16 protein-coding genes are annotated in these 17886 nt (G+C 72.0%); 8 read left to right on the top strand and 8 right to left on the bottom strand.

What is annotated here, in order from left to right; genetic code table 11:
* Positions 1-9: 9 nt before the first annotated feature.
* From O7599_RS01595 to O7599_RS01585, 3 genes are all read left to right on the top strand, one after another.
* Positions 10-756, top strand: coding sequence for a GntR family transcriptional regulator (locus tag O7599_RS01595; RefSeq protein WP_281620243.1), 747 nt, complete (start codon positions 10-12; stop codon positions 754-756).
* Positions 757-824: 68 nt separating this feature from the next.
* On the top strand, positions 825-2468 hold the full coding sequence (locus O7599_RS01590) for an AMP-binding protein (RefSeq protein WP_281620242.1): 1644 nt from the start codon (positions 825-827) through the stop codon (positions 2466-2468).
* Between the two features lie 118 nt (positions 2469-2586).
* Entirely contained in the window at positions 2587-3426 is an 840-nt protein-coding gene (locus tag O7599_RS01585; protein ID WP_281620241.1) for an enoyl-CoA hydratase/isomerase family protein, read from the top strand.
* Positions 3427-3446: 20 nt separating this feature from the next.
* On the opposite strand, the gene O7599_RS01580 is transcribed toward O7599_RS01585, so the two are convergent.
* Together O7599_RS01580 and O7599_RS01575 are read right to left on the bottom strand one after the other, a co-directional pair.
* Entirely contained in the window at positions 3447-3677 is a 231-nt protein-coding gene (locus O7599_RS01580) for a ferredoxin (RefSeq protein ID WP_281620240.1), read from the bottom strand.
* A gap of 90 nt (positions 3678-3767) precedes the next feature.
* Positions 3768-4997: a CoA transferase gene (locus O7599_RS01575; RefSeq protein ID WP_281620239.1), complete on the bottom strand. Its 1230-nt coding sequence runs from the start codon at positions 4995-4997 to the stop codon at positions 3768-3770.
* A gap of 56 nt (positions 4998-5053) precedes the next feature.
* On the opposite strand from O7599_RS01575, the gene O7599_RS01570 reads away from it, so the two are divergent.
* Both O7599_RS01570 and O7599_RS01565 read left to right on the top strand, forming a co-directional pair.
* Entirely contained in the window at positions 5054-6424 is a 1371-nt protein-coding gene (locus O7599_RS01570) for an OB-fold domain-containing protein (protein ID WP_281620238.1), read from the top strand.
* 1 nt (position 6425) lies between these two features.
* A complete protein-coding gene (locus O7599_RS01565) occupies positions 6426-7616 on the top strand; it encodes an acetyl-CoA acetyltransferase (protein ID WP_281620237.1) in 1191 nt (396 codons plus the stop codon).
* A gap of 37 nt (positions 7617-7653) precedes the next feature.
* Here the strand turns inward: O7599_RS01565 and O7599_RS01560 are convergent, their stop codons facing one another.
* The gene (locus O7599_RS01560) at positions 7654-8379 is read right to left on the bottom strand and encodes a hypothetical protein (RefSeq protein WP_281620236.1); all 726 of its coding nucleotides are present in this window, start codon (positions 8377-8379) and stop codon (positions 7654-7656) included.
* A 152-nt stretch (positions 8380-8531) separates the two neighbouring features.
* Between O7599_RS01560 and O7599_RS01555 the strand changes: the two genes are divergently transcribed.
* From O7599_RS01555 to O7599_RS01545, 3 genes are read left to right on the top strand one after another with little or no spacing between them, the layout of a single operon-like run.
* Entirely contained in the window at positions 8532-9800 is a 1269-nt protein-coding gene (locus O7599_RS01555) for an ABC transporter substrate-binding protein (RefSeq protein ID WP_281620235.1), read from the top strand.
* Between the two features lie 59 nt (positions 9801-9859).
* Positions 9860-12547 carry an ATP-binding cassette domain-containing protein gene (locus tag O7599_RS01550; RefSeq protein WP_281620234.1) on the top strand — a complete coding sequence of 896 codons (2688 nt, stop codon included), beginning with the start codon at positions 9860-9862 and terminating at the stop codon, positions 12545-12547.
* Positions 12534-13274 carry an ABC transporter ATP-binding protein gene (locus O7599_RS01545; RefSeq protein WP_281620233.1) on the top strand — a complete coding sequence of 247 codons (741 nt, stop codon included), beginning with the start codon at positions 12534-12536 and terminating at the stop codon, positions 13272-13274. Before O7599_RS01550 ends, O7599_RS01545 begins: the two co-directional genes overlap by 14 nt.
* A 31-nt stretch (positions 13275-13305) precedes the next feature.
* On the opposite strand, the gene O7599_RS01540 is transcribed toward O7599_RS01545, so the two are convergent.
* The 5 genes from O7599_RS01540 to O7599_RS01520 are packed head-to-tail and all read right to left on the bottom strand — an operon-like array spanning position 13306 to position 17886.
* Positions 13306-14139: an SDR family oxidoreductase gene (locus O7599_RS01540; RefSeq protein ID WP_281620232.1), complete on the bottom strand. Its 834-nt coding sequence runs from the start codon at positions 14137-14139 to the stop codon at positions 13306-13308.
* Between the two features lie 46 nt (positions 14140-14185).
* Positions 14186-14998 (bottom strand): SDR family oxidoreductase, encoded by an 813-nt coding sequence (locus O7599_RS01535; RefSeq protein WP_281620231.1) that lies wholly within the window; start codon positions 14996-14998, stop codon positions 14186-14188.
* A gap of 42 nt (positions 14999-15040) precedes the next feature.
* The gene (locus tag O7599_RS01530) at positions 15041-15862 is read right to left on the bottom strand and encodes an enoyl-CoA hydratase/isomerase family protein (protein WP_281620230.1); all 822 of its coding nucleotides are present in this window, start codon (positions 15860-15862) and stop codon (positions 15041-15043) included.
* Positions 15863-15865: 3 nt separating this feature from the next.
* Complete coding sequence (locus O7599_RS01525; protein ID WP_281620229.1) at positions 15866-17053, bottom strand: cytochrome P450; 1188 nt, start codon at positions 17051-17053, stop codon at positions 15866-15868.
* A gap of 8 nt (positions 17054-17061) precedes the next feature.
* Complete coding sequence (locus O7599_RS01520) at positions 17062-17886, bottom strand: SDR family oxidoreductase (RefSeq protein ID WP_281620228.1); 825 nt, start codon at positions 17884-17886, stop codon at positions 17062-17064.

The raw sequence follows: 17886 nt of genomic DNA, 5'->3' as shown, positions 1-17886 counted from the left end.
GTCGAGGACGTGACGGCCATCAGCAAGGTCCGGGAGACCGCCGCCCTGCCGGCGAGTGATGAGCAGAAGCCGCTGCCGGGCCAGAACCTGCCCCGGCTCAGCAGCGGCGAGCAGGTGCGCCTCTATGTGCGGCGGCTGGTCTTCGACGGCTACCTCACGGCGGGCCAGAAGGTCCCGCAGGACGCGATCGCCGAGGCGCTGGGCGTCTCCCGCATCCCGGTGCGGGAGGCCCTCATCGTCCTGGAGCGCGAGGGCTGGGTGACGATGATCCCGCACCGCGGCGCCTTCGTGAACGCGCTCGACGAGAACTCCGTACGCGATCACTACGAGCTGTACGGCATGTTCTACGGGTTCGCCGTGCGCCGGGCCGTCGAGCGCCAGGGAGCCGACCTCGCCCAGCGGCTGAAGCCCATCCAGGAGCAGATCCACAAGGAGAAGGACGCGGACCGGCTGCACGAGCTGACCCTCTCCTTCCACCGCACCGTCATCGACGCGGCCCGATCGCCGCGGCTCAAGACGGTGGTGCGGCAGATGACCGACATCGTGCCCGGCAACTTCTTCGAACTGGTCCCGGGGGCCGACGCACTCGAGCGGGACGGCACCGCGGCGATCGTGGCCGCGATCGAGCGCGGCTACTCGGAGATCGCCGAGCGCGAGTACGGCACCATGCTGCGGCGCCAGGGCGATCTGGTCGTCGGACTCTTCCGGGAGAAGGGGTTGCTGGACGCGGAGCCCGCGGCGGAGTCGGCCGGCTGACCCCGGTCCGGTCCGGCGGGCGGCGCGACCCACCCGCTGGTTGAATATCTTATGCGATTGGGGACGTCATGGCCGACTGGGTGAACGGCGACCAGGACAGCCTTCTCGATCTGCTGGAGCGACGGCTGTCCTCGGATCCGCACGGGCAGTTCCTGGACCTGTGCGGCACGCCGTACTCCGCCGCCGCGCTCGACCGGGAGGTGGAGCACATCGCGCTCGGCCTGGCCGAGCTGGGTGTGGGCCCGGGGGCGACGGTCGCGACCATGCTGGAGAACGGCCCGGAAGCGGTGGTCGCGTGGTTCGCGATCCACCGGCTCGGGGCCATCGCGGTCCCGGTCAACACCGCCCTGAAGGGTGCCCTGTTGCGGCACCAGTTGCACGACGCGGCCTCGGCCGTGGTCGTCGTCCACGGAGAGCTCGCGGACCGGCCGCTGGGCGTGCTCGACAGCCTGGAAGGCGTACGCCATCTGGTCGTCGTGGACGAGCGTGGGCGCCCCCTTCCCGAGACACCGCGGGTGGCGGTGCACGCGTGGGCGGACCTGCGGAAGGTGTCCGGCAACCGGCCCCGGGTGCGCGTCCGGCCCTCGGACCTCGGCACGATCGTCTACACCGGCGGCACGACCGGTCCGTCGAAGGGCTGCGCCCTCAGCCACCAGTACCACCTGTCGATCGCCCGCCAGATCATCTCCTCCTGGGGTCGCACGCCCGATGACGTGGTGTGGAGCCCGCTCCCGCTGTTCCACTTCAACGCCATCTCGTGTCTGCTCACCGGTACCCTGCTCAACGGCGGCCGGGCGGCGCTCTCCCGCAGGTTCTCCGTATCGGGCTTCTGGCCGGAGATCAACCGGACCGGCGCCACGATCGCCTCGATGCTCGGCTCCCTGGCCGTACTCGTGGCCAAGGCCGAGGACCACCCGGAAGCGAAGAACTCCGGGGTAGCCGGCGCCAACACCACCCTGCGTCTGGTCACCGGTGCGCCGATGCCGCCGGAGATCGACGAGATCTTCCGGTCGAGGTTCGGCGTGACCACGTTCAGCAACGCCTACGGGACCACCGAGGCGTCGCTCATCTCGTGGCTGCCGGCGGGGCACCCGGGGAGGCCGGGGTCCGCGGGACTGGTCAACTCCGAGGCGTTCATCGTCGGGATCTTCGACGACGACGACCGCGCCGTCCCGCCGGGGACGCAAGGGGAGATCGTCTGCCGGCCCCGCAGACCGCACGCGATGTTCGAGGGGTACTGGAAGCGGCCGGAGGCCACGGTCCAGGCGTGGCGCAATCTGTGGTTCCACACCGGCGACATCGGCCGGATGGACGAGGACGGCTACCTCTACTTCGTCGACCGCAAGGCCGACTACCTGCGGCGGCGCGGTGAGAACATCTCCAGTTGGGAGATCGAGAAGGTGTTCCACGAGCACCCGGCGGTGCGTGACGTCTGCGTCCACGCCGTGGCCAGCGCGGTGTCCGAGGACGACGTCAAGGTGACGCTCGTACTCAGGGAGACCGCCGAGGGGGAGCGGCCGAGCGAGGAGACGCTGTGCCGCTGGTCGATCGACCACCTGCCGTACTACGCCGTTCCCCGCTACTTCGAGTTCCGCGACGCCCTCCCGTTGAGCGAGACCGGGCGCTCCGCCAAGCACCTGCTGCGGGCGCAGGGTGTGACCGAGGCGACCTGGGACCGCGAAGCCGCGGGCGTCACCTTCGAGCGTCGCTGACGGCTAGGCCCGCACAGAGCGGGAGGATGCATGGACGACGAGGATGCACGGACGGCCAGGACACACCGATGAGCAGACGCACTGACGACGAGGACGCCCGGATGACCAGGACGCGCCGATGACGGACGACCCGAGCCCGGAGGGCGCCGGCAACCCGGCCGGCCCCACCGGCGACGACCTGGGCACGCCCTACCTCCGCCTGGACCGCGACGGACCGCTGGCCTGGTGCGTCGTCGACCGCCCCGACTCCCGCAACGCGCTCACCAGCGCGATGTACTTCGGCATCCGCCGGGCCGTGGACGTGGTCAACCGCGACGCGAGCCTCGCCGCCCTGATCATCACCGGCACCGGCGACATCTTCATGCCCGGCGGCGAACTCCGCGGCCGGGAGCCCGACCGCTGGCTGGACTTCCCGGATCTGCTGGGCGTGGACGTCACGCCCTTCGAGGCGATCCGCCGGTCTCCCAAGCCGGTCGTCTCGGCCGTGAACGGCAAGGCGCAGGGCGGCGGCCTGCTCATCGCGATGCTCTCCGACGTCGCCGTGGTGGGCGAGAGCGTCACCGTGCGCGCCCCCGAGTTGCTGCGCGGGATCGCCGACACCGGCTACGCCGCGTACCTCCCGGCGCAGATCGGCATCGCCCGGGCCCGCGACATGCTCCTCACCGGCCGTGAGGTCGGCGCCCGTGAGGCCGAGAGCTGGGGCCTGTTCGCCCGCGTGGTGCCCGACGACGAGGTGCGCGAGACGGCGCGCGAGGTCGCCGTCGGGATCTGCCGCACCGCTCCGCAGGCCCGGCTGCAGGTCAAACGCATCATCAACGAGCGTTACGGCATGGTCGACCGCACGACCATGGACGCCTTCCTCTACTCGGAGGAGATGTGCGAGGGCACCCGGGCCTTCGCCGAGAAGCGGGAACCGTCCTGGGTGCCCGAGGCCTTCCGCACCGGCCGCCGCCTCTGACGGCGCCCGGGAACGGGGCGCTACTCCTCCGGGGCGAGCACCCGGCCCGTGGCCGCGTCGCGGACCAAGATGGCCTCGACCGGGCAGGACGCGGCGGCGTCGAGGACCGCCTCGTCCGGGGACACCGCGCTCTCGACGGCGCGGGCGCGGTTGCCGGAAAGGACGAAGTAGTCCGCGGCGAGAACGGCACATCCGCCCGTACCGAGACATGTCTCGCGGTCGACCTCGATGTGCCACGTCGGACGGGACATCGTCACCCTCCTCATGGGTCGGTGGGAACACCTTCACGTCCGTGACGGCACCGGGCGCCTCCGGGGCGGATCGGCGGCGGACGGCGCCGCTCAGGCGATGACCTGTGCCGTACGGAGTCCGGCGACCTCCGCGGGGGAGAGGCCGAGTTCCTCGGTGAGCACCTCTTCCGTGTGTTCACCGAGCCAGGGCGGGCGCGGTACGCCGGTCTCCGCCATGTCGCTCAGCTTCACCGGGTTTCCCGGTACCAGCACGGGTTGTGCGACTCCGTCCGTCCGGGGAAGCGACACGAGCATGTTGCGCGCCAGGACGTGCGGATCTGCCGCGACCTGGGCGTCCGACAGGCAGGGGCCCGCGGCGATCCCGTGCCCGGCCAGCAGCGCGCAGGCCTCGACGGCGGTGCGGTCGGCGGCCCAGGCCTCGATGGCCGGGCGGAGGACATCCTCGAGGTGGGCGAGCCACCCGTCGCGTGTGGCGAGGCGGGGATCGGTGGTCCACTCCGGGCGGCCGACGAGTTCGGCCAGCTTCGCGAAGTGCGGTTCGCGCCCCACCTGGAGCACGAACCATCCGTCCCTGGCACGGAAGCCGTGCATGATCAGCGGTCCCAGGCCACCGTGGCGCAGGCCCATGGACCAGAAGTTCGTGACGATGTCCGTCATCGCGATCATCGCGTCGAACATCGCGATGTCGACGTACTGGCCGCGGCCTGTCGCCCCCCGGTGGCGGAGGGCGGCGAGGATGCCGACCGCGGCGAACAGGGCCGCGCCGATGTCCCCGAGCGCGCCCACCGGGGCGACGGTGGGCGGTGCGTCCTGCGCACGCTTCATCTCGTAGATGCCGGACATGGCCTCCACGACGGGGGCGTACGCGGGCCACTCACGGTACGGCGAGGGCGCGGTGTTGCCGAACCCGGAGACGGAGACGTAGACGCCTGGCGGGTGGACCCGCCGGATGTCCTCGTAGCCCAGACCGAGCCGGGCCATACGCCCGGGCCGGGAGTTCTCGGCGATCACGTCGAAGCGGGGGGCGAGGCGCAGCACGAGGTCGCGGCCCCGCGGATCCTTGAGGTCGATGCAGGCGCTGCGCTTGCCGAGGTTGTTGCGCAGGAACGTGGCGCCGACGCTGCGCCCGTACGGGTCGGTCATCGCGGGCCGCGAGCCGCGCCCGGAGTCGCCGCCGCCCGGTGGCTCGATCTTGACGACGTCGGCGCCGAGCCGGCCGAGGAGCTGGGTGGCGTAGGGAAGGGCCTGCATCTGCTCCAGCGCGAGGATCCGGACGCCGGTCAGAGGTCCCCTGGACGTGCTCGCTGTGCTCGGGGTCATGTGCCCAGTCAATCGCAGATTAGATATCTTATACAAGATGGAGTTAACCTGACGTCATGCGAGGAATCCTTGGCTGGGGCACCTACGTCCCCTTCTGGCGCCTTGACCGGGGCCGGATCACACCGGCGCGGTCCGGGGCGCGGTCGGTTGCCGGATACGACGAGGACGCGACGACGATGGGGGTGGCGGCGGCGCGCCTGGCACTCCGCCACGCCCGGGCGGCGCCGACCGAACTCTGGTTCGCCACCGCTGATCCGCCCTATCTGGACCGGACCAACGCGACGGCCGTGCATGCGGCCTTGCGCCTGGACCGGACCTGCACCGCCTACGACGCGATCGGCTCGGTGCGCTCCGCGACGGGAGCGCTGCGTACCGGCCTGACCGCGGCGGGGCCGACGCTCGTGGTGGTCTCCGACCTGCGAACCGGCCGCCCCGGCGGGCCCGACGAAGCCGCCGGCGGCGATGCCGCCGCCGCACTCGTCCTCGGCTCCGACGACGACGGCCCCGTGCTGGCCGAACTGGTGGCCACGGCGTCGGTCACCGCGGAGTTCCTGGACCGGTGGCGCATCCCCGGGGAGCCGGTGTCGCGGCTGTGGGAGGAGAGGTTCGGCGAGAAGGTCTACGCCGACCTGGGGCACGAGGTGGTCACGTCCGTCCTCGACGCGGCCGGGGTCGCCCCCGGCGAGGTCGGTGCCCTCGTCGTGGCGGGACTGCACGCGAAGTCCGCCGAGGCGGTCGCGGCGCGCTCGGGCGTACCGGCCGGGGCCGTCACCGACCGGCTGGACGGACGGGTCGGGAACCCCGGAGCGGCGCAGCCGGCGTTCCTGCTCGCGGCCGCGTTGGAGCGGGCGGCCCCCGGCCAGGTGGTGGTGCTCGTCTCGCTCGCCGACGGTGCGGACGCGTTCGTGTGGCGTACGACGCCCGCCCTGCGGGAGCATCCGCACCCGCTTCCGATGGCGGACCAGCTCGACCACGGCCGCGGCGTGCCGTATCTGACCTTCCTGGCCTGGCGCGGGATGGTGGCCCCCGAACCGCCGCGCCGGCCCGAGCCGGCTCGCGCCTCGGCCTCGGCGGCGCTGCGCAACCAGGACTGGAAGTTCGGGTTCGTGGGCTCCGCGGACGAAGGCGGAACGGTCAGCCTCCCGCCGTCGCCCCTCGACTCGACGGCGGTCCCGATGGCCGGACGCCGGGGGACGGTCGTCACCTGCACCGTCGACCGCCTCGCCTACTCGCCCAGCCCGCCGGTGCTGTTCGCGGTCGTCGACTTCGACGGCGGCGGACGGCTCCCGGTGGAGCTGACCGACGTCGACGGCGAGGAGCCGGCGATCGGTGACCGGGTCGAGATGACCTTCCGCCGGCTGCACACCGCCGACGGCGTGCACAACTACTTCTGGAAGGCGCGGCCCGTCCGCGAGAAGGGCGTCTGACATGGGATCACACGGAATCACCGACCGGGTCGCGATCGTCGGCATGGGGTGCACGCGCTTCGGCGAGCGCTGGGACATGGGCTTCGACGACCTGCTGATCGAGGCGGCCCAGGATGCCTTCACGTCGGCCGGAATCGGCAAGGGCGAGGTGGACGCCTTCTGGCTCGGCACGGTGCAGTCCGGCATGAGCGGGCTCGCCCTGTCGCGCCCGCTGCGCCTTGCGAACAAGCCGGTGACGAGGGTCGAGAACTACTGCGCGACCGGATCCGAGGCGCTGCGCCAGGCGGCCTACGCCGTCACCAGCGGAGCCTACGACGTCGCCGTGGCCATCGGCTGCGAGAAGGTCAAGGACTCCGGTCACCAGGGTCTCAACGCCTTCCCGATCCCGGGGGACGGTACCGCGCGCTCGCTCACCGCCGCCGCCATGTTCTCGATGATCGTCCCCGCATACGCCGCGCGCTACGAGGTCGCCGAGGAGGAGCTGCGGACGGCCCTTGCGCGCATCGCGTCGAAGAACCATGCCAACGGCGCCCGGAACCCGCGGGCCCAGTTCCGCAAGGAGATCTCCGTCGAGCGACTGTGCGCGATGCCTCCGGTCGCTGGGCGGCTGTCCGTACTCGACTGCGCGGGCGTGGCCGACGGCGCGGCGGCGGCGGTCGTGGTGCGGGCGGAGGACGCCCATCGGTACACGGACAAGCCGCTGCTGGTCAAGGCGCTGTCGTTCGTGTCCGGGGACGGCTCCGGGCTGATGGACCCGGACTACGACTACACCACGTTCCCGGAGGTGACGGCCGCGGCGCAGGAGGCGTACCGCCAGGCCGGCATCCGCGACCCGCGGGCGGAGCTCGCGCTCGCGGAGGTCCACGACTGCTTCACGCCCGCGGAGCTCGTGCTCCTGGAAGACCTCGGGCTGGCCGAGCGCGGCACCGCCCACCGCCTCGTCCGGGAGGGGGCCTTCGACCTCGACGGCGAGGTGCCCGTCAACCCCGACGGCGGGCTGAAGTCCTTCGGCCACCCCGTCGGGGCGTCGGGCCTGCGCATGGTGTTCGAGGCGTGGCTGCAACTGCGGGACGAGGCGCCCGCCGGGCGACGCGTCGGCACGTACGGGAAGCGGTCACTCGCGCTGACCCACAATCTCGGCGGCTATCCGGGGGAGATGGTGAGCTTCGTCGGGGTCTTCGGGACAGGGTGACCGCACCCGGGGGCAGGCGGCCCGGCGGGAGACGGGTTCAGTCGGTCCAGTCGACGCGGTCGTCCCGGGACGGCTGCCGCCCCGTCCGCGTCGGCGACAGGGGCGCGTCGGCCAGCAGGATGCGCTGCCGGGTGCGGACGAACACCTCGGCGCGCGGCAGCAGTTCGCGGCCCTGGGCGGCGTCCGACTCGGCGCCGGCCCAGGACTCCCAGGTGGGTACCGTCCACAGCAGGACGCACTCGTCGCGGTTCCGCATGGCGGTGCACCAGGCCCCGGTCAGCCGCCAGCCGCGGTTGGCGCCGGCCTTCTCCGCGTCCTCCCACGTCGCGTCGAGGAACCACCGGGCCGAGCCGGGGCCGGTGGTGAGGACCTCGTGCGCGTACGCCACGCCCCGGTGCTCGCCTCGCACCAGCTCCTCGATGGTGGGCATCTCCGGATGCGGCACCAGGATCCGGTCGAAGCCGCCCGAGCGCATGCCCGCCGCCGCGGCCCACCACCGGGCCAGGGCCGGATCCTGCAGGTCGCGGTGGCCGAGCTCGTGCCGGAGCGAGTCGGCGAGGCCGTCGAACCCGTCCTCCTCCCAGATGTTGACCACCTGCGGCCACCGTCCCGTCGAACCGACCACGCCCCAGATCCCGTAACAGAGCTGGCCGCGCTCCTCCTGGGCGAGCGGGCTCCAGTTGGCCGCCATGTGCTGCATGTAGCGTGCGCGGTTGTGTCCGACCACGTTGATGAACTCGTGGATGTAGACCTTGGTGTTCATCTGGCACACCCCTCTCTCACGGCACAGCGCCATCGTCTACGGTTCCATGTATCTTATATATTGTTTTCTTTATTGACACTCTGATGAGGCCTTCATACGCTCCCGCTGGGCGCGGTACACGCACCCACTCACAGACGAAGCGGGAGCGTCGCATGCACGGTTACAAGGTCGCCAAGGCCAGGTCGTGGCTGGCCGCGGCGGTGGCGCTGATCACGCTGTCGGCGGGCTGCGCCGCGGAGAGCGACGGGTCCGGGGGGTCCGACGAGGGCGATGTCCTGGGCGACACCATCAAGGTAGGCGGGCTGGTCACCAAGACCAGCCCGGTCGGCTACACGACGGCCGAGGCGGAGGTCGGTGCCGCGGCCCGGTTCGCGAGGGCCAACGCCGAAGGCGGGGTGGACGGCCGCACGATCGACTTCATCGGCGCCGAGGACGACACGATGACCGCAGCAGCCGCCGATGCGGCCGTCAAGAAGCTGGTGCAGCGGGAGGAGGTCTTCGCCATCGTCCCGTGGGTCGCGTTCGGCGCCGGGACCTCGCCCGTCGCGGAGGACGCCGGCGTCACGAGGTTCGGCTGGGGGGTCAGCAGGGGCTGGTGTACGTCAAAGCTCTCGTACGGGGTGAGCGGCTGCCTGCAGCCGGAGGACACCGAGGACGAGGATCTGCTGTGGAGCCGCGGATACACGCAGCACCAGATAGCGGACGTGCTCGGCGGCAAGGACGGCAGGGCCGACGGGCAGTCGGTCTGGATCCAGGGCATCGACAACAGTGACAGCTCGAACGGGGTGCGGCAGGCCGACGAGCTGTGGGCCGCCGCCGGCTACGAGGTGGCTGGTGCGTCCGCGTCGGTCCCCGCGGCCGCCCCGCCGCAGGACTGGCTCCCGTACCTCAACAAGATCATGAAGTCCGACGGCGGTGGCCCGCCCGACGTCGTGTTCTCGATCATGTCCGGTGCGACGAACCTGGGCCTGTACGGCGCTCTGCGCAAGGCGGGGTACGAGGGGATCATCGTCGACGCCACGAGCTACGACCCCAGGCTGCTCGCCGACCCCCAGGGGGCACAGGTCATGGAAGGCGTCTACACGGGGGTCTCCTTCGCTCCCTTCGAGGCGGACATCCCCGAGGTCGAGCAGATGATGGACGACGTCCGCAAGGAGGAGCCCGAGCACGTCTTCACGCAGGCCACGGCGATGGGCTACTGGGCGGCCGACATGTTCCTGACGGCGCTGGAGGAGGCGGGCAAGGACGTCACCGCCGAGAGGTACCGCGCCGCGCTCGACAAGCTGCAGTACGAGAACCCGGCCGTCGGCAAACTCAGCTTCCCACGGAGCAGGACGGAGCCGAGCCCCTGCTCGGCGCTGGTTCAGGTGCGCCAAGGCGAGTTCGTCGAGGCACAGCCGCTCGAGTGCTTCGAGAAGTGATCCACTTCGCCCGTCGGCGCGGCCGGACCGACGGGCCCTAGTCTCTTGGGAGACCCCGCATGACGGAGCTTGTCGGCTATGTGCTGAGCGGGCTGGTGACAGGTGCGATCTTCGCGGTGATGGCGTCCGGGCTGACGCTCTCGTACGCGGCGACCGGCGTGCTGAACTTCGCGCACGGCGCCATCGGTTTCGTCAGCGCGCTGCTCTTCTTCCAGCTGACCACCGGAGCGGGCTGGCCGCCGTGGCTCGCCGCCCTCGTCGCCGTGGGCGTCGTGGCGCCGCTCCTGGGCTACGTTCTGCACCGGGTCATGTTCAAGGGCCTGTCCACCTCCGGGGAGATCGCGCAGATCGTCGCGACCATCGGACTCAGCATCGCCCTGCCCGCCCTGGGCATGTGGATCGTCGATCTGCTGATCTCCGCCGGCGCGGACGTCCCGGCCATGACCGAGGGCAGGAGCGCCCGCGGGATCGGACCGAGGCCGGTGGAGAACTGGCATCCGTCCTCCTGGCTCACGCTGGACTCCGACCAGGTCACGACCTTCGCGTTCGCCGCCGTCGCCGCCGTGGCACTGTGGGCGGTGATGCGGCACACGCCTCTCGGCCTGCGCATGCGGGCGACCGTGGACCGCAGGAACCTCGCGACGCTGCGCGGCATCGACGCCGACGCCGCATCGGCGCAGGCCTGGATGCTCAGCTCTACGCTCGCCGCGCTGGCCGGCGTGCTCGCGATCCCCGTCCTCGGCGTCGACGCCTCGGCCTTCACCTTGCTGCTGTTCGCGTCCGCAACCGCCGCGGTCTTCGGGCGGCTGCAGTCGATACCGGTGACCTTCGCGGCGGGCCTCGCCCTCGGAGTCGTACAGAACCTGGTCGTCGGATACGCCGGCTTCGCCGAGGACATCACCGGTCTGCGCAGTGCGATACCGGCCCTGCTCCTGTTCGCCGGCCTGCTCGTGTTCAACCGGTCGCGCGAACGCCTCGCCGGATCGATCGCCGAGGACACACCCCCGCCCGACTACCTCGCCGACGTGCCCCGGCTGCGCCGCGCGCTGCCGTGGTCGGTGGGCACGGCCGCTCTGGTGGTGTGGGCGTTCACCGTGGGGGATGCGTACTGGACCGGCCTCGTCGCGCACGGCCTCGTACTCGCCCTGATCTTCAGCTCGTTCGTCGTCGTCACCGGGATCGGCGGGATGATCAACCTGGCGCAGGCGTCGTTCGCCGCGCTCGCCGCCCTCACCGTCGGCTACGCCTTCCACAGCGGCCTTCCGTACGCCGTCGCCATGGCGCTCGGCGTGCTGGCCGCGACGGTCGCGGGACTGGTCGTGGCGCTGCCCGCGCTGCGGCTCGGCGGACGTGTCCTGGCCCTCGCCACGTTCGCGCTGGCACTGATCGCCGACCAGGTGCTCTTCCAGATCGACTCCTTCAGCAACGGCAGCGTCGGCTGGGAACTGCCTCCCCTGTCACTGGGCTTCGCCGACACGAGCGATCACCGGGTGCAGATCGTGCTGCTGCTCGCGCTCATCGGCCTGGTCATGCTGATGGTCCGCAACCTCGAGCGCTCGAGTTCCGGCCGCGCCATCCTGGCGGTCCGGTCGGCGCCGACGGCCGCGCTGTCGGCCGGCATCTCCGCCACCCGGGCCAAGCTCACCCTCTTCGCCCTGTCGTCCTGCATCGCCGGACTCGGCGGCGTACTGTACGGGACGGTCGCCGGCCGGATCACGGTCACCGACCTGCCGGCGATGTCGGGGTTCGTCTGGCTGGCGGTCGTGGTGCTGCAGGGCGTCCGGCGCATCGGCGGCGCGGTGCTCGCCGGGCTGATGGTCGCGCTGTTCCCGGAGCTGCTCGCGCTGGTCACCGAATCTCCCCACCTGGGTGCCGTGCTCTTCGGGCTGGGCGGCATCCTGCTGGCCAAGCACCCGGACGGTCTCCTCGCCCAGTTCGCCGAGCGCCGCTACCACAGGCACAGGCGCGAGCGCCGCGAAGAGCAGGCGGCCGGGGCTCCGCCACCCCGGCACCCGGTCCCCGACCGGCCGCGCGCCCTGCTGCGGCTGGAGTCGATCGTCGCCGGGTACGGCGACACCACCGTCCTGCGCGGCGTCGACCTCGACGTACCGGCCGGCAGCGTCGTGGCGCTCCTCGGCGCCAACGGCGGGGGGAAGACCACCCTGTGCGCGGCAGCCGCCGGCACGCTACGGCCGGTGGGCGGCCGGGTACTGCTGGACGGCCGGGACATCACCGCCTGGCCGGCCCACCGCAGGGCACGCGCGGGGGTGTTCCTCGCCCCCGAGGGGCGCGGCGTCTTCCCGGCGCTGACGGTCGAGGAGAATCTCGCCGTCTCCCTTCCCCGGGACGCGGACAGGCAGTCGGTGTACGAGCGGCTGCCCCGCCTCAAGGAGCGCCGCGCCATCGCCGCGGGCGCCCTGTCGGGCGGCGAGCAGCAGATCCTGGCGCTGGCCCCGCTCCTCGTACACCCGCCGAAGGTGCTGATCGCGGACGAGCCTTCGCTCGGCCTGGCGCCCCTCGTCGTCGACCAGGTCTTCCAGCTCTTCGGTGAGCTGCGGGACAGGGGTGCCGCCATCGTCATCGTGGAGGAGAAGGCCACCGAAGCCCTCCGGCTGGCCGACACCGTGGCGTTCATGCGCCTGGGGCGGGTGGCCTGGCTCGGGCCACGGTCCGACGTCGACGACGAGCGCCTGGCATCGGCCTACCTGGGACTCGCCGAAACGGAGCTGACCAGTGATCAGCATTGACGGAGTCAACGTCCGCTTCGGCGGTGTGCACGCCCTGACGGACATCGGCCTGACCATCCCCGAGGGCGCTGTCTGCGGCCTGATCGGGCCCAACGGTGCCGGTAAGACCACGCTGTTCGACGTGGTCAGCGGGCTGCGCCGGCCCACGTCCGGCACGGTGCGGCTGCGCGGCAGGGACGTCACGGGTGCCGGCGCGCTGCACCGGTCCCACCTGGGGGTGCGCCGGACCTTCCAGCGCCCGCAGGTGTTCGGCCGGCTGACCGTGCTCGACAACGTCCTGGCGGCGCTCGAATGGCACGGCGGAGGCGGCGGCCTCGCCGCCGACCTCGTCGGCTGGCGCCCTCGGCGCCGTCTGGCACACGGGCGTCGCGCGCGCGCCGTGGACGCGCTGCGGCGTTGCGGGATCGACGACCTCGCGGGCGTCCACGCCGCGGAACTGCCGATCGGCAGGCGCCGGATGGTCGAACTCGCGCGCGCCATCGTGGACGACCCCGCCGTCCTCCTCCTCGACGAGCCCACCTCGGGTCTGGACGCCGAGCAGACCGCGCGGTTCGCCGAGGTGATCCGCACGCTGGACACGACGGTTCTCCTCGTGGAGCACGACGTGCAGTTCGTCATGGGCCTGAGCGAACGGGTGGTCGTGCTCAACCTGGGCAGGGTGATCGCGGACGGCAGGCCCGCCGAGATCCGAGCGGACCCGGTGGTCAGGGCCGCATATCTGGGCTGACCGCGGCAGGCGCGCCGCCGCTCGCCTGCCGTCAGCCCGACATCTCCACCCGCCCGGAGAGCAGCGCGGCGACCGCACCCCCGTCCACCAGCAGATCGCTGCCCGTGACGAAGCTCGCCTCCGGACCGAGCAGGTACGCCGTCGCCGCCGCGATGTCGTCGGGGCTGCCGAGCCGGCCGGTACCGGAGGCGTCGACCATCGCCTGCATGAAGGCACCGGTGTCGGCGGCAAGCTCGCTTCTGCCCATGGGGGTGGAGATGACGCCCGGGCTGATCGAGTTGACGCGAGCGCCACGTTCGCCCCAGGCCGTGCTCGCGGCGCGGACGCGTAGCTGGTTCGCGCGCTTGGCGAGGCAGTACGCCTGCGAGGTGTCGGTGATCGCCTCCGGGCCGAGGAACGGCAGCGCCAGCAACTGGTCGCCGGGGGTGTGGGCGAGTGCCGCCTCCTGCTCGGGCGGGAGCGCGCCGGCCAGGTGCCCGGCCATGCTGGCGAGCACCACGCCGGCGCCACCCGGCGCGATCACGGCACCGAAGGCGTCGAGGACCAGTGCGACTCCCAGGAGGTCCACCCTCAGGATGGCGGCCACGGGTGCCTGGACGGGGGACAGGCCCGCCGTGTGCACCACCTGTGCGACCCGCCCCAGCTTCTCCGCCGTTGCGGCGAGTTCGGCGACGGCATCCCGGTCGGACACGTCGAGCTGCCGGGTGTGCACCCGGTGCCCGTCCTCGGTCAGCGTCCGGGCGGCGGCGTCGAGCGCGGAGTCGTCCTGGTCGGCGAGCAGCACGACCCGGCCGGCACCCTGACGCCGGGCGATCACCCGGCCCATACCGCCCGCACCGACCACGACCAGCACTTCTTGACTCACGGGAGCACCTCTCGAAGGAATGGACGGACGGGACCGCCGGCGCGGATCAGAAGTCCGAGCCGCCGTCGACGTTGATGTCGGCACCCGTCATGTACGTGTTGGAGCGCGAGGCGAGAAAGGCGATGACCGGACCGATCTCCGTGGGCAGAGCAACCCGGCCCAGCCGGGCCGGGTGCCCGAAGTCCTCGCCGATGATCCGCATCGCCGCGACGAGATCGCCGTCGGCGACCGTGCGCTCCGGCGGCAGGGCGGCGAGATAGTTCTTCATCCCCTCCGAGAGGAACGAGCCCGGTGAGACGGTGTTCACCAGGATCCCTTCCGGGGCCAGCGTCTGTGACAGGTTCTTGCTGAAGCTGGTCAGCGCAGCCTTGGCCGCCGTGTAGGCGACGAGCCCGGGCGACTGGCGCCGTACCGAGTGCGCCGACACGTTGATGATCCGCGCCCACTCGGCGCGGCGCAGCCAGGGCAGGGCGGCCCGGGCACAGCGGGCCGCGGCGACGAGACCGATGTCGAGGGTGGCGTGCCACTCGGCGTCGTCGAGTTCGTCGAAGGTGCGGCCGACACCCACATCCGTCGGGCCCGCGGCGTTGATCAGTACCTCGAGGCGGCCCCAGCGTCCTCCCACCTCCTCGAAGGCGGCATCCACGGCGGCCCGGTCGCCGAGGTCGGCGCGCAGTCCCACCGCGTCGGCCGCGCCGAGATCGCGCAGGGCCCGTACGGTCTCTTCCAGGGGCGCCAGTCCGCGGGCGAGCACCGCCACCTTCGCGCCTTCGGCGGCGATCACCTCCGCGGCCGCGCGGCCCATGCCCTTGGAGCCGCCGCTGACGACCACCGCGGCCCCCCGCAAACCGAGATCCACCCTCACCTCCGATACGTCCGCGCCACGTGCCGGCCGAGCCGGTCAGCGCGCCTGCCAAGGGATCCGACGGCCGGAGGCGAACAGGGCCTGTCCCTCGGCGAGGTCGTCGTCGTCGGTGCCGAGCCGCACCAGCGTCTTGCCCACGTCGAGGGCCTGCCGGTACCCGAGGTCCTGCGCGTACCAGACGGCCCGGACGGTGGCCTGAACCGCCCTGGCCGGCTGCGACGCGATCGCCTCGGCGACGACGGCGGCCGTGGCGGCGAGATCGGCGCCCGGTACGACCTCCTGGACCAGCCCGATCTCACGGGCCCGGCGGGCGGTCATCCGCTCGTGCGCCCCCATGAGGGAGATCCGCAGGACCTCTCCGAGGGGCATGCGCTGGAGCATCATCATCGGCTCGAACACCGCGGCCATCCCGTAGCTGGTGTGCGGGTCGAAGAACGTCGCGTGCTCCGCGGCGATGATGATGTCCGCCTCGGCCAGCAGATAGAAGGCGCCCCCGCAGGCCATTCCGTTGACCGCCGCGATGACCGGCTTCCACAGCCGGCCCGCGGTCTTCGGCGGAAGCCAGTCGCCGGGGTCGTCGAAATGGAGCGGGGTGGCCCCCTGCTGGCCGATGTCGCGGGGGCCCTCGTCGTCGCCGATCGCCGCCGCGGCCCGGTCGACGCCGGTGCAGAAGGCGCGGTCGCCGGCGGCCGTCAGTACGACGGCGTTGACGTCGTCGTTGGCCCGCAGGCCCGACCAGCACCGGTGGATCTCGCGCATCATCACCGTGTCGAAGGAGTTCAGCACCTCCGGGCGGTCCAGGGTGACCCATGCGACGCAGCCGCGCTCCTCGTAGCGCAGTGTCTCGTAACCGGGCACGGCTCAGCCGCCCACGGTCGCGCTCACGACCAGCGGGAGGCCGGAGAGCCCGCGTACGTTGCTGTTGTACATCCGGGTGACTCCGGTCTCGTCGATGGCGAAGTCCGGGAAGCGCTTGAGCAGTTCCTCGAAGGCCACCCGGACCTCGAGCCGCGCCAGGGGGGCGCCGAGGCACAGATGGCGGCCGAAGCCGAACGCCACGTGCCGGTCGACGTCCCGGTGGATGTCGAAGATCTCGGGGTCCGGGTACTTGCGCTCGTCGTGCACGGCCGACCCGGTGAGCAGGATGACGCGCGAGTCGGCCGGGATGACGGTCCCGTGCAGTTCGACGTCCCGCGTCGTCCAGCGACCCTGGAAGTGGGACGGAGGGTCCCAGCGCAGCATCTCCTCGACGGCGCCCGGGATCAGGCCGGGATCGGCGACCAGTTGGCGGCGCTGGTCGGGATACCAGTACAGCGCGACCACGCCGTTGGGGATCAGCCGGGCGACCGTCTCATGGCCCGCGAAGGCCAGTTCGAGGAAGCGCAGGGCCAGCTCGCCGTCGTCGAGGAGGCGGGTGCTGCCGTCCGGCTCCTCGACCGGGGTGGTCATGAGCAGCGACATCACGTCGTCGCCGGGCCGGCGGCGGCGCTCGGCGATCAGCTCCGCGAAGATGCCGACCAACTCGACGTGGGCGTTGAGGGCGTCCTCGGACACCGAACCGTCCGCGCCGCGGTGGGCGAAGCGGTCGCTCAGCAGGTGGACCTGCTCGCGCATGCCGGCCGGGATCCCGACGAGTTCGCTGATGACGTCCAGGGGGAGGCGGAAGGAGAACTCGTGCACCAGGTCGAAGGAGTCCCGGCCCACGACGTCGTCGAGGAGCCGGCCGGCGGTCTCGCGGACGAAGCCCTCCAGCTTGTTCACGCGCCTGGGGGTGAACATCCGCATGGCCACCTTGCGGTGGTAGGTGTGTTCCGGCGGGTCCTTGACGATGAGGAACGGCAGCCCGCGGTCCTGCCCCTCCAGGGTGACGCCGTGGGCGCTGGAGTAGACCTCCGGGGCGAGGTGCCCGGCGACGACGTCCTCGTAGCGGGACAGCGCCCAGAAGTCGTGCTTGCTGTTGTGGTAAACGGGTGCCTCGTCCCGCAGACGCCGGTACACCGGAAACGGGTTGTGCGCGGTCAGCCGGTCGAAGGGGTCGTACTCCACCATCGGTTCTCCTAGTCGCTCGGTGCTGCCGCGGAGGGCGCGGCCACCGGAGCCGATTCGCTGAACGAGGCCGCCGCGGCGGACGGCGTCACGGTCAGCTCCTCGACGTTCACGGAGGGGAAGGCCGCCGCGACCGCCAGCATGCCGACCAGCGCGCCCGCCACCTCGTCGGGCGACATGTAGCGGTCCACCAGCAGGCCCTGGGCAGCCCATGATTCGAAGGCGGCGCCGAGCGCCTCGTCGTCGAAGTCGCTGCCGAAGTCGGTGGGGGCGGTCTGGCCGACCCGTATCCGGCAGATCCTCAGCTCCGGGTGCTCCGCCTGCCACGCCTGCAGGGTGCGCTCGAGCGCGACCTTGCTCGTCGCGTACGCGCCGAGCGCGGCCCGGGGCTGGCCGACGGCCTCCGAGGAGAGGGCTGCGGCCAGGGCGTGCGGTGCCAGGAAGGGCAGACAGGCGCGCAGGACGTGGTGGAATCCGACGGTGTTGGTCTCCATCGCCCATTGCCAGTCCGCCAGACTGGTCTCGGCGATGGGCCGCAGGCGCGCCGCCCCGGCGCAGGAGATCAGGAAGTCGACCTGACCGAGCCGGTCCGCCGTCTCCCGCGCGAGCCGGCCGCAGTCGGCCTCGTCGCGTACGTCGACGCGGACCGGGTGGCCGCCGGCCGCCTCCGCGACGGTCTTCTCCAGCTCGGTCATCCGCCGGGCCGCCACGACCACCCGGGCGCCGGCGTCCACCAGCCTGACCGCAAGGGCGCGGCCGATGCCCGCGGACGCTCCCACCAGCAGGACGCGGCTGCCGCCGAGCGGACCTGGCGAGCTGTGGTTCGCAGATGTCAT

The sequence above is a fragment of the Streptomyces sp. WMMC500 genome, from assembly GCF_027497195.1.
GTDB lineage: Bacteria > Actinomycetota > Actinomycetes > Streptomycetales > Streptomycetaceae > Streptomyces.
This window is presented reverse-complemented; position numbering and strand designations above follow the sequence as displayed.